This window comes from Actinomadura oligospora ATCC 43269 (genome assembly GCF_000518265.1).
GTDB classification, from domain to species: Bacteria; Actinomycetota; Actinomycetes; order Streptosporangiales; family Streptosporangiaceae; genus Spirillospora; species Spirillospora oligospora.
Map to the genome: position 1 here is coordinate 36,561 of NZ_KI912414.1, position 11,611 is coordinate 48,171.

At 71.6% G+C, this 11,611-nt stretch carries 10 protein-coding genes and 1 tRNA gene; 7 read left to right on the forward strand and 4 right to left on the reverse strand.

The annotated features are described in order from the left end of the window. Positions 1-13: 13 nt before the first annotated feature. Positions 14-1,339 carry a glycoside hydrolase family 1 protein gene (locus P696_RS0142050; protein WP_026417024.1) on the reverse strand — a complete coding sequence of 442 codons (1,326 nt, stop codon included), beginning with the start codon at positions 1,337-1,339 and terminating at the stop codon, positions 14-16. A gap of 360 nt (positions 1,340-1,699) precedes the next feature. Here P696_RS0142050 and P696_RS51870 point away from each other — a divergent pair, with 360 nt between their 5' ends. Then, positions 1,700-1,993, forward strand: coding sequence for a YiaA/YiaB family inner membrane protein (locus tag P696_RS51870; RefSeq protein ID WP_051469171.1), 294 nt, complete (start codon positions 1,700-1,702; stop codon positions 1,991-1,993). A 1,163-nt stretch (positions 1,994-3,156) separates the two neighbouring features. Next, positions 3,157-3,651 (forward strand): C40 family peptidase, encoded by a 495-nt coding sequence (locus P696_RS56740; protein ID WP_026417025.1) that lies wholly within the window; start codon positions 3,157-3,159, stop codon positions 3,649-3,651. Between the two features lie 71 nt (positions 3,652-3,722). Here P696_RS56740 and P696_RS0142065 read toward each other — a convergent pair whose 3' ends face one another. Beyond that, the gene (locus tag P696_RS0142065; RefSeq protein WP_026417026.1) at positions 3,723-4,799 is read right to left on the reverse strand and encodes an alkene reductase; all 1,077 of its coding nucleotides are present in this window, start codon (positions 4,797-4,799) and stop codon (positions 3,723-3,725) included. Between the two features lie 127 nt (positions 4,800-4,926). On the opposite strand from P696_RS0142065, the gene P696_RS0142070 reads away from it, so the two are divergent. After that, a complete protein-coding gene (locus P696_RS0142070; protein WP_026417027.1) occupies positions 4,927-7,515 on the forward strand; it encodes an ATP-binding protein in 2,589 nt (862 codons plus the stop codon). Between the two features lie 70 nt (positions 7,516-7,585). Here the strand turns inward: P696_RS0142070 and P696_RS0142075 are convergent, their stop codons facing one another. Both P696_RS0142075 and P696_RS0142080 read right to left on the reverse strand, forming a co-directional pair. Then, the gene (locus P696_RS0142075) at positions 7,586-8,296 is read right to left on the reverse strand and encodes a dienelactone hydrolase family protein (RefSeq protein ID WP_026417028.1); all 711 of its coding nucleotides are present in this window, start codon (positions 8,294-8,296) and stop codon (positions 7,586-7,588) included. Next, the gene (locus tag P696_RS0142080; protein ID WP_034489915.1) at positions 8,296-8,706 is read right to left on the reverse strand and encodes a PaaI family thioesterase; all 411 of its coding nucleotides are present in this window, start codon (positions 8,704-8,706) and stop codon (positions 8,296-8,298) included. Before P696_RS0142080 ends, P696_RS0142075 begins: the two co-directional genes overlap by 1 nt. Positions 8,707-8,730: 24 nt before the next feature. Here P696_RS0142080 and P696_RS0142085 point away from each other — a divergent pair, with 24 nt between their 5' ends. The 4 genes from P696_RS0142085 to P696_RS0142100 all read left to right on the forward strand — a co-directional run bounded on the left by P696_RS0142085 (position 8,731) and on the right by P696_RS0142100 (position 11,305). Continuing rightward, positions 8,731-10,011 carry a cytochrome P450 gene (locus tag P696_RS0142085; protein WP_051469172.1) on the forward strand — a complete coding sequence of 427 codons (1,281 nt, stop codon included), beginning with the start codon at positions 8,731-8,733 and terminating at the stop codon, positions 10,009-10,011. 130 nt (positions 10,012-10,141) lie between these two features. Further along, positions 10,142-10,217, forward strand: a tRNA-Lys gene (locus tag P696_RS0142090). A gap of 226 nt (positions 10,218-10,443) precedes the next feature. Next, the gene (locus P696_RS55490) at positions 10,444-10,608 is read left to right on the forward strand and encodes an ATP-binding protein (RefSeq protein ID WP_211246019.1); all 165 of its coding nucleotides are present in this window, start codon (positions 10,444-10,446) and stop codon (positions 10,606-10,608) included. A gap of 433 nt (positions 10,609-11,041) precedes the next feature. Then, entirely contained in the window at positions 11,042-11,305 is a 264-nt protein-coding gene (locus tag P696_RS0142100) for a hypothetical protein (RefSeq protein WP_026417031.1), read from the forward strand. Positions 11,306-11,611 lie beyond the last annotated feature (306 nt).

Here is an 11,611-nt window from a genome sequence, read left to right on the forward strand (position 1 = left end):
CACGGGCCCGGCTTCACTGGGCGGGCGGGGTCGGCGTCGGGACGAGGCAGGTGGACGGCTCCTCGACCGTGCACCAGGCGGGCTTCCGGACGGGCGTGTACCCGGACGGCACGCCGCGTCCGGCGATGATCTGCCGGTAGGCGGGGACCGCGTCGGTCGGACGGCGCGTCAGCTTCGGGTCGGTCAGGGCGTCCACGGTGTAGAGGCCGAAGCGCGGCCGGAAACCGCCCCATTCGTAGTTGTCGGTCAGGCTCCAGTAGTTGTAGCCGATGACCTTCACGCCGTCGCCGATCGCGCGTTGCAGCCAGTAGATGTGGTCGCGCAGATGGTCGGTGCGGGTGTAGCCGTCCGCGCGGGGCTTCCCGCCGTCGGTCGAGAACCCGTTCTCGACGACGTACAGCGGCAGCTTCGGCAGGCGACGCTGGTAGTTGCGCAGGACGTAATAAAGGCCGTCCGGTTCGGGGTCCACCTTCCACGGCTCGCCCGTGGCGGCGTTCGTCGCGGACGTGTTGAAGAGGCTCGCGCCGTAGTAGTAGTCGACGCCGACGAAGTCGAGCTTTTCGGTCACGTGGTCGAACAGGACGCCGTCCATGAAGCCGTTCAGGACGGTCCCGTAGGCGATGTTGCTCGACACCGGCGCGCCCGGATCGAGCCTGTGGATGAGGTCGTACGCGGCGCGGTGCGTCCTGACCAGGGCGGCCTGCATGGTCGCCGCCTGCGCGGGCGTGAGCGGCTCGTCCGCGAACTCGCGGACGAGGTACTGGCTCGCCTCGTTGAAGGTGATCCAGATGACGCCCAAGCCCCGGTAGCGCCGGACGACGAAGTCCGCCTCGTCCAGCCAGTCGGACACCGTCCGCGGGTTGCTCCATCCGCCCTGGTCGACGACCCAGCCCGGGATGACCCAGTGGTCGAGCGTGAGCATCGGGCGCATCCCGGCCGCGCGGATCCGCCGGACGACGTCGTCGTAGTAGGCGAGGGCCGCCGGATCGCGCCGTCCGCGCTCCGGCTCGACCCTGGCCCACTCGATGGACGTCCGGAACACGTTCACGCCCAACGCGCGGGCGCGCGCGATGTCCTCTGGATAGCGGTGCCGGAAGTCCACCGAGTTCTTGTACGGCTCGGTGACGCCGGGCTTCTTCTCCGCGACGTAGCGCGTCCAGTTGCTGTCCGGGAAGCTCCCTTCGGCCTGGAAGCCGGACGTGGCGACGCCCCACATGAAGCCCGCCGGGACCTTCGGCACCTTCGCCGACGTCGGCGCGGCGGCGCGCGCGGGCCCCGACGGGACGAGCGCGGACGAGGCGGCCAGCGCGAACGCGGTCACCGCGGCGCGACGGCCCACGGCCTGCGCGGCCCCGGTTCCTACGCGTTCGGCTCCTGCGCCTTCGGTTCCCGCGCGTTCGGTTCCTGCGCCTTCGGTTCCCGCGCGTTCGGTTCCCGCGTGTTCGGCTCTTCCTGGCTCGGTTCTTCCGGATGCGGTTCCTGCTGGCACGACGGCTCCCTCCGGGGTTCCCGCTTGCGATCACAGGCGCGGACGGGACGGCCGTCAACCGGCGCGCCTGACCGGATGCGGCAAAAGCACGAGGAAAGGCGGGGAATGGGAAAACGGCCGGTTACCTAGGCATCCGGGTGCGCCGAATGAGTAGCGCTCCCCGTCCGGCTACTCAGGCGCGGTCGCGCGGCGCGGAGGAAAGTGGACGACATGGACCGATTCCTCCAGCTCAAGGGCACGACGGCGTTCTTCGTGCAGGCGATCCTCTCCTTCGTGGTCTCGATGGCCGCGGTCACCGCCGGGATCGTCTTCCTCCCGGCGCCCATGTGGGTGCGCGGCTTCCTCGCACTCGGCATGCTCTATGTGACGACCTCGACGTTCACGCTGGCCAAGTGCGTGCGGGACCGGCAGGAGGCGGCGGCCGCGCCCCGTCCCGCCCAGCCCGGATCGCCGCTGCCGCCGAACGCCCCGTACGTCGAGTCGGCCTCGGGGTCCTGGGGTTGATCCACGTCCCCGTTGATCGACATCCCGCACCACCCAACCGCGAATGGCCGGATCGGGCCATCGGACGCGCCGCCCGGAAGCCGGGCGAGGCGAGCACGAACCGCACGACGCACCACACGCACGACGCACGACGTAGGCACGACGCACGGAACACGCGACAGACACGAAGCACACGGCGGGCGCACGGCGGGCGCTCGGCACACGGAACCGACGGTAGGCACGGAACGGACACGGAACGGCGTTCGCACTCGAAGCGCGAACGCCGTTCCGTGTTCGTCCGACGACGTTCTGACGGAGTCGCGAAACCGGACAAGAGGGCACTGAAAGGCCGCCTCCTCCGCGTGTCGCCCGATTGTGGCGTGCTTCACAAAACCATTACGACCGGGCCGTTCCGCGTGATGCGATAACCCGGGGTAATCACCAATAGGGCGTTCGAAACACCTTCCCCGTTGCCCTCCATCAGAGCAATCTGGGACCTTTGTCCGTTCGGCGACTGCGGCGACCCTGTCAGGTGTGAACAGGGAGCTTTGCCACAACATGACCCAGCCGCCGCCCATCACCCCACCGTCAACAAAGTGTGACCGGCGCGCTACATGCGAGCCCGCATGAGCCCCGCCGACCCCGCTCCGACTACCGAGCGTCACCGAAGATCGAGGGCCCGAACGCCCCGAAACCCGCTCCGACGGCTCCTAGTGAGGCAGATCACATTCCTCGAATGGGGCGCGGAAAATCGCAGGCAGAACGCTCAAAAGCTGATCAGTCCCGACCGTTCGGACACGTCCGGCGACGCCCGGGATTTGCCAACAAAGGCGAACTCTGGCTACGTTCCTGCCGATCACTGCGGCATGGACGCCGCCGACAACAGAACACCCGACGCACGGCGGGCGCATCCCCCGCTCCGCACCGCCGACGTCGAGCGCCGAGTCCGTGCAGCCCTGAAGCACGGAGCCGGACGCGGCCCCCAAGGCGTCCCCCGGACCGCTCCCGCCTGGAGCGTCGACCGGCACACGCCCGGGTCCGCACCGCGGCCCGCCGCCCCTCGCGGCCCCCGAGTCATCGCGAGCGGACGTCGAACCACGCCGCACCGGCAGGCACCCCCTGCGAGGTCTGGAGTCGTTCTGCATACCCCCCGAAACCTCAAGCCGCTGAAGCGTGCCGTCCTGGTGGCCACCGCCGCCGCCGTCTGCGGATCCGCGCTCGTCGCGGCCCCCGCGCACGCGGCCCCGGCGTCCCCGGTCACCAGCGTCAACGCACTCGCGTCCCTCACCGCGAAGCAGCGCGCCGCCAGGCAGAAGGCCCGTGCGAGGACCGCCATCGCCTACGCCTACAAGCAGATCGGCGACCCGTACCGCTACGGCGGCACCGGTCCCGGCTCCTGGGACTGCTCCGGCCTCGCCGGCGGCTCCTGGCGCAAGGCGGGAGTGAAGCTTCCGCGCACGACGCAGCAGATCTACCGTGCCGTCCACTTCAAGGTCTCGTGGAAGGGCGCGGTCGCGGGCGACCTGCTCTTCTTCTACGGCGGACGCACCCACATGGGGATCTACGTCGGCCACGGCTACATGATCCACGCGCCCGGCTCGGGCCGGCACGTCCGCAAGGTCAAGCTCAACAGCTACTACAAGCGGAACTTCAACGGGGCCGTCCGCCCCGGCTACTAAGCACCGCTCGGGAAGCCGTGCGCCGCCCCTCGGGGCAGCGCACGGCTTCCTTGTTCTCATCCGGCTTGTTCTCAGCCGAGGGACGGGTAGTCGGTGTAGCCGCGGTGGTCGCCGCCGTAGAAGCTCGCGGGCTCGGCGTCGTTGTAGGGGCCGCCCGCCTTGATGCGCTCGGGCAGGTCCGGGTTGGCGAGCCACAACTGGCCGAAGACGACGGCGTCCGCGACGCCGTCGCGCAGCGCCTCCGCCCCCTCCTCCGCGCTGGCCGGGAAGGACGTGGGGGTCGCGTGCGGGTTGAGCAGGAGCGTGCCGTCCCACACGTCCCTCAGCCGTAGCGTCAGCGCGCGGTCGCCCAGTTCCATGATGTGCAGGTACGCGAGGCCGAGCGGGTTCAGCTCGCGCAGCAGCGCCTCGTACTGTGCGACCGGGTCGCTCTCGCTGATGCCGTTGACGGACGTCCCGGGCGACACGCGGAACCCGACGCGGTCGGGTCCGACGGCGTCCACGACCGCGCGCGCGACCTCGACGGCGAAGCGGTTGCGGTTCTCGACCGAGCCGCCGTACGCGTCCGCGCGGTGGTTGCTGCCGTCCGCGAGGAACTGCTGGATGAGGTAGCCGTTCGCGCCGTGCAGCTCGACGCCGTCGAAGCTCGCCTCGATCGCGTTGCGCGCGGCGGACACGAACTCCTTGACGGCGAGCGCGATGTCGTCCAGCGTCATCTCGCGCGGCGCGGGGTGCTCCAGCATGCCCTGGTCCGGGGTGAACAGCTTCTGGCCGGACGCGACCGGGGACGGGCCGAGCGGCAGCGCGTCGTCCGGGTACAGGTAGGGGTGGCCGATCCGGCCGGAGTGCATGAGCTGCGCGAAGATCCGTCCGCCCCCGTCGTGGACGGCGCCGGTCACCGCGCGCCAGGCGGCCACCTGGTCCTCGTCGTGCAGGCCCGGCGTGGACACGTACCCCTGGCCCATGACGCTCGGCTGGGTGCCCTCGGTGATGATCAGCCCGGCGGCGGCGCGCTGCGCGTAGTACTCGACGGTCATCTCGGTCACCCGCCCGGCGTCCGCGGCGCGGCTGCGGGTCATCGGGGCCATCACCAGGCGGTTGCGCAGCTCCAGTCCCCCGACGGTCACCGGCGTGAAGAACTCGTCCATTCCGTCCACTCCCTAGCCTGTCCCACGTGTGTGCGATGCGTGCGTTCTCACTGGTCACGAAGGTAGAAGCCGGGGACTACGGGGCGAATCCGTAAGACTTCGGTACTCGTCCCCGTAAGTTGGTCACGTGCTTTACGGGCGGGACGGCGAACAGACACGGATCGCGAAACTGCTGGACGACGCGCGCGACAACGGCCGCAGCGGCGTCCTGCTGCTACGCGGCGAAGCCGGGATCGGCAAATCGGCGCTGCTGGAGTGGGCCGCCCAGACGTGCGCGCACGAGCGCGTCCTGCGGGCCACCGGGTACGAGGCCGAACAGAGCATTCCGTTCGGCGGGCTCAGCCAGATGCTGTGGCCTGTGCGCGACCGCGTGGACGCGCTGCCCGCCGCACAGGCTGAGGCGCTGCACGCCGCCCTCGGCCTCGCGGACGGCGGGCACGTCGACCGGTTCGGCGTCGGGCTCGGCCTGCTGACGCTGCTCGCCGACATCGCGGGCGACGGTCCCGCGCTCTGCCTGGTGGACGACGCGCAGTGGCTGGACGCGGCGAGCCTCGACGCGCTGCTGTTCGCCGTCCGGCGGCTCGCCGCCGAGGGCGTGGTCGTCCTGGTCGCCGCGCGCGACGAGGCCCTGGTCGGCTCCGGGCTGCCCGAGGCGGCCCTCGGACGGCTCGCGACCTGCGACGCCGTCCGCGTCCTCGAAGGGCGCGGCCTCACCGGCGGCGCCGTCCAGCGGGTGCTGGAGGAGGCCGCGGGCAATCCGCTCGCGCTGCTGGAGTTCCGCGCGGGCGGGCCGCCCACGTCCGGGGTGCTGCCCGTCACCGACCGGGTGCTCGCCTCGTTCCGCGCCCAGATCGCCGCGCTGCCCGAACGCACCCGCGAGCTGCTGCTGATCGCGGCGGCCGAGGGCCGGGGCCACCTGCCGAGCGTCGTGCGCGCCGCCGAGTCCTTCGGCATCGGCCTGGACGACCTGGAGGACGCCGAGCGGCTGCGGATGATCGAGGTGACCGGCTCCGGGCTCTCCTTCCGGCACCCGCTGATCCGCGCCGCCGCCTACCAGGGCGCGCCGACCGCGCGCCGGATCGTCGTGCACCGCGCCCTCGCGCTGGCCGCCGACGACGAAGGCTGCCGCGTCCGGCACCGCGCCGCCGCGGCCATGGGCCCCGACGAGGACGTCGCCGCCGACCTGGAGGCCGCCGCCGAACGCGCGCGCGGCAAGGCGGCGATCGCCGTCGTCGCCCGGCTCTACCAGCAGGCCGCCGCGCTCAGCCCGGACGACCACTCGCGCGCCGTCCGCCTCACGGCCGCCGCCGACGCCGTCCTCGCCGCCGGAAGCCCCGAGCAGGCCGAGGACGGCGCGCAGGAGGCCGCCGCCCTGACGTCCGACCCCGTCCTGCTGGCCCGCCTCGCGTGCGTGCGCGCCGCCGTCCAGGCCGAACGCGGCGACGGCCGTTCAGCCGCCGGGCTCCTGCTGACCCACGCGGGACGCGGCGAACCGTCCGACACGCGGCGCATGCTCCGCACCGCCGCCGCGTACGCGTGGACGGGCGGCGACACCGCGTCCGTCCGGGCCGCCGCGTCCCGGCTCGGCGACGACGCGTTCGTCACGGGCCTCGCCGCCCTCACGTCCGAGGACTACGCGACCGGCCTGCCCCTGCTCGCCCGGACCGTCGGCGACGGCGGCCCCGACGCCGTCCGGGCGGGCGTCATCCTGGGCGCGGACGAGCCGACCCTCGGCCTCGTCACCGCCGCCGCGTCGCGCGCCCGCCGCCTGAGCCAGATCGGCGCCCTCCCCGGCCTGCTGGAGGCGCTCGCCCAGGTCCAGGTCGCGATGGGGCTGCACGCCGACGCCGAGGCGTCCGCCACCGAGGCCCTGGCCCTGGCCCGCGACACCGGCCTCCGGCCGCGCGGCGCCGCCGTCCTCACCCGCCTCGCCGCCCTCGCGGGCGATCCGGCGGGCGTGCGCGACGTCCTGCCCGGCGACGCGCCCCCGGACGCCTCCGCGTTCGCGGACGCCTCCCGCGCCCTCCTCGACCTCAGCCTGGGACGCCACGACGAGGTCGTCCGGCGGCTCGAGGACGTGTTCCACGGCCCGCACCGGCACACCGCCGCCGCGATGGCCGCGTCCGGCGACCTGGTCGAGGCGGCCCTGCGGACCGACCGTCCGGAAGCGGCCACCGCCGCCCAGGCCCGCCTCGCCCGCTGGGCGGACGCGGGCGGGCAGGCGTGGGCCCGCGCCGTCGCGTTCCGCGCCGAGGCACTCCTCACCGACACCGAGGACCCGTTCGTCCAGGCCCTGGACCTGCACGAACTCGCCTGCCGTCCCTTCGAGAGGGCCCGCACCGAGCTGGCGTACGGCGCATGGCTCCGCCGCCACCGCCGCCGCTCGGACGCCCGCGCCCGCCTGCACTCGGCCCTGGAGTCCTTCGAGCGCCTCCGGGCCGTCCCCTGGGCCGACCACGCCCGCGCCGAACTCCGCGCCAGCGGAGAAGGCACGGCCCCCGCCGCCGCGTCCGCCCCCGACCTCCTCGACCGCCTGACCCCGCAGGAACTCCAGGTCGTCAGGCTCGCCGCCGAGGGCATCAGCAGCCGGGAGATCGCCGCCCAGCTCTTCCTCAGCCCCCGAACCGTCGAATACCACCTGTACAAGGCCTATCCGAAGCTCGGCATCTCGTCCCGCCGCGACCTCGCCCGCCTCCCCCTCGCCACCCCCGCCTGACCCGTCCTCGCGCTCCGGGATCCGACGACCACCAGGCCGCGATCGCCGAGGCGATCGCGGCCTGAGGGGGTCAGGCGACGGGGAGGTTGCGCGCGAGGAAGTCCTCGGTCAGCGCCCAGGCGCGCGCGGCGGGCTCGGGCTGGCTGAACATCGGGGCAGTGCGGTTGTGGAAGGCGTGCCCGCCGTCCTCCTGGACGTGGAACTCGACGTTGTCGCGTCCCGTGACCGCCGCCTCGACCGTGGCGACCTCCTCGCGCGGGATGTAGGGGTCGGAGCCACCGAAATGGAACTGGATCGGCACGGTGATCTCCCCCACGCGGTCGAGGTAGTCCGAAACGCGCGAGCCGTAGAACGACACCACCGCGTCCAGCTTCGCGGACGCGCGGGCCGCGAGGACGTACGCGAGCGACCCGCCGAAACAGAACCCGATCGCACCCGCGCCGCCGGACACCTCGGGCAGTTCACGCATCCGGTCGAGCGCGGCCTCCAGGTCGTCCGGACCCTTCGTCCAGTCGAACTTGGACACCTTGTCGCCGGCCTCGGCCAGCATGGTCTCGCTGTGCTCCACCGACCAGTCGCGCTCGATCCGCCAGAACATGTCCGGCGCGGCGACGACGTAGCCGAGGCTGGTCAGGTCCCCGGCGACGGCGGCCATGTAGTCGCCGACGCCGAAGATCTCCTGGATGAGCAGGATCCCCGGCCCGCTCCCCTTCTCGGGAAGCCAAACGTTCAGGGAGAACTCGCCGTCCGGCACCCGGACGGTCTCGGTGCGCTTCGTCATCACCCCAGAATCGCGTACACCGTCGTCGCGTGCGCCACGAGGTCGTCCGGACGGCCGTCCGCCGTGATCGCGATGTCGGCGAACGCCAGCGTCCGGCCGAGCTTGGTCAGCCGGACGTCCACCAGCACGTCGGCGTCCTTCACCGGACGCTGGAACGTCGTGTTCAGCTGGACGGTCGTCATCGGGACGAACCCGTCGCGCGCCCCGGACACCGCGATCACCGTGGCGGTGTCGGCCGCCGCCATCATCGCCTGCCCGGACAGCCCGCCGCCCTCCCGCGCCAGCCGGTCCGACCAGGGAAGACGCACGCGCGCCGTGCCCTTCCCGACGTCCTCGACGCGCAGCCCGAGGTCGAGCACCCACGGCGCGAAGTTCTCGCGCAGGACCTTCTCCGCCTCTTCTACCGTCACCCCGTCATGATGCACGCTGGGATCATGCCTGCGGAGGTCTTCCTGCCCGCCACTTACGCCGAAGGCGTGCCCTACGACACCTTTGCCCGCCTTCGCGAAGAATCACCGGTCTGCCGGATCCCGGAACCGGCCGTCGGCCCCTGGCCGTCCGGCCCCGGCTACTGGGCGGTGTTCCGCCACCCGGACGTCAAACACGTCCTGCGCACCGCCGCCGACTTCTCCTCCCACCTCGGCGCCACCCAGATCCGCGACCCCGACACGCCTGACGACCTGCGGTTCGTCCAGGCGATGATGCTCAACCAGGACCCGCCCGACCACTCCCGCACGCGCCGCATCGTCGCAGCCGCGTTCACCCCCCGGGCCGTCCGCGCCCTGGAGGAGACGATCAACGACCGGGCCCGCGCGCTGGTCGCGTCCGCCCGAGGCGAGATCGACTTCGTCGAGCTGTCCGCCGACCTGCCCGTCTGGACGCTCGCCCACATCATGGGCGTCCCGGACGGCGACCGCCGCCTCCTCCACGACTGGGCGTCCCGCATCATCGGCTACCAGGACGCCGACCACGCGGGCCTGTCCACCACCGACTTCGACGCCCTCAGCCCCATCGGCCGCGCCTCGATGGCCCAGCGCCCCACCACGTCCACCCGCCCGGACGGCCGTCCGGTGAACCCCCGCTCGCAGGCCGCCCTCCGCGACATGTTCGCCTACGCCCACGCCCTCGCGGACGAGAAGCGCCGCTCCCCCGGCGAGGACGTCATGTCCCGCATGCTCGCCGGCGGCCTGACCCGCCCCGAGTTCGAGAACATGTTCTTCCTCTTCGCCGTCGCCGGGAACGAGACCCTCCGCAACGGCATCCCCGGCGGCCTCCTCACCCTCCTCGACCACCCCGCCGAGTTCCGGCGCCTGCGCGACGACCCGTCCCTCCTGGACACCGCCGTCGACGAGATCCTCCGCTTCTGGCCCCCGGTCATGGACTTCCGCCGCACCGCCACCCGCGACCTCACCCTCGGCGGCCAATCGATCAGGAGGGGCGAGAAGGTCGTCGTCTACCACGCGTCCGCCAACCGCGACCCCGCCGTCTTCCCGGACCCGGACCGCTTCGACATCACCCGCGCCCCCAACGACCACGTGAGCTTCGGCTTCGGCCCCCACTTCTGCCTCGGCGCCCGCCTCGCCCGCACCCAGATGCGCGCGATCTACCGCGAACTCCTCCCCCTCGACATCACCCCCACCGGCGCCCCCGTCCGCCTCGTCTCCAACTTCCAGAACGGCCTGAAACACCTCCCCGTGCAGCTCACAGCCCCCTGACCCCACCCCACCCCCGTCCACCCCGATTCAGGGATGCGCCCGACGACCACCCGGCCTACACTCTGCGGGGGCCCGGTAGGATCGGGCTCCTGATCCGACCACCCGCCCACCAGCAGGCACCGGATCAGAAGGGTCGCTAGCTCAATTGGCAGAGCTCCGGACTTTTAATCCGTAGGTTGTGGGTTCGAGTCCCACGCGACCCACCACCTCTGAACTGGGCAAACGCTAGAATGTCGCGTTTGCCCAGCGTCATTTTCGCCCCACTTTGTCCCCGTGGTCGCTCCGTGGTCGCTCCGTGGTTGCTCCGTGGTCGTCCGACAGTCAGCGTCCCCCCCGGTCACCCCCGGCTCCGACGGCCGCCGTGGGTGGTCACGTGGCCCGGGTTCCCGTCCCGGGATGCCCGGGGACGGGGCCGATGTCGCCGTGCCGTGAGTGACGTTGTGGGGCCGTTGTATCGACGCCGCCTACGAACGCCGCTCGATCATCCTGACCAGCAACACCCACCCGTCAGGGTTCGATTCGATCATGCCCAAGACCATGGCCACCGCCGCGATCGACCGGCTCATGCACCACGCCCAGCAGACTGCCACCGGCTGACCCATCCCACCCCAGATGGCCGCGCTACGGGGGGAACCTCACCTCCGCTTTGGGCCAGGAACCGCCGCACGTGGTGCTGCTCGGCCCCCACGCTGCGAGCGATCGAGCGGATCGATTCGCCCTGCTTCCACTGCCACCACAACTCGTCCTGCTGACCCGGCGACAACCCGTAGTCCCGCACCACACATCCAAGATCAAGATCATTAAAGGTGACGCACTGACCCCTTGAGCCCAAGATCATTTCTGAGACGCCCGTAGGCGGCGTCCATACACGTTCCACACACGTGTATGGACGTGTGTGGGCGTGTACGGACATGTGACGTGTCGCCTGGCGAGGGGGGCGATCAGCTTGAGGTGTGTGCCCGTCGTGACGTCGTGAGCTCACGACGTCACGGCCGGACCCGTACTCGAACACGCGTGCGAACATGTTGCCGTGGAGATCGCCGCCTACCTCCGCTTCGGAGGATTTCCCGCTCGCCCCCGACGCGTCGACCGAGTCAAGCCCTCGCTGTCGTGGGACGTCTGGGAGATCCTCTCCGAGGAGCGCGACGTCCAACATCTGGGCGCGCCTCCCGCCGTCCGCTATCGACTTCGCGTGCGGGGCCCGCTGCCCGGCGCCCCTGACCGGACGGGCGAGTTCGAGATGTTCGTCGCCTCCCGCAACGACCGCCCGTACTGGTGGATCTCGCTCCCCTGAACACGGTGAGCATGAGAACCCGCGCTCCCCAGGGCCCAGTACCCGCCGGGCGTTGGGGTGGCATTAACCGCCGTGTCATATGCCGCAAGTCCGGTCCGCCTGAGCAGGTCACGGTGCGTACGCGAGGTTCGTCCGCCGGATCGGAACCCGATCGGCGACCCAACGGCGCGTACGCACCGTGACCTGCGGGACCTGCCTACTTTGCGGCTCGTCGCACGTACCCGAGTCCAGGACCTGTACCAGGGCATACGCCTGGCACAGGGGTGTCAAGGGTTTTCATCGTGCTGAAACGGTCTTCTGCTCGTG

Bases quoted from the DNA above. Each gene is read 5' to 3' on its own strand.
- P696_RS0142085 (WP_051469172.1), top strand. From the start codon at position 8,731: ATGCCTGCGGAGGTCTTCCTGCCCGCCACTTACGCCGAAGGCGTGCCC.
- P696_RS0142075 (WP_026417028.1), bottom strand. From the start codon at position 8,296: ATGACGAAGCGCACCGAGACCGTCCGGGTGCCGGACGGCGAGTTCTCC.
- P696_RS51870 (WP_051469171.1), top strand. From the start codon at position 1,700: ATGGACCGATTCCTCCAGCTCAAGGGCACGACGGCGTTCTTCGTGCAG.
- P696_RS0142065 (WP_026417026.1), bottom strand. From the start codon at position 4,799: ATGGACGAGTTCTTCACGCCGGTGACCGTCGGGGGACTGGAGCTGCGC.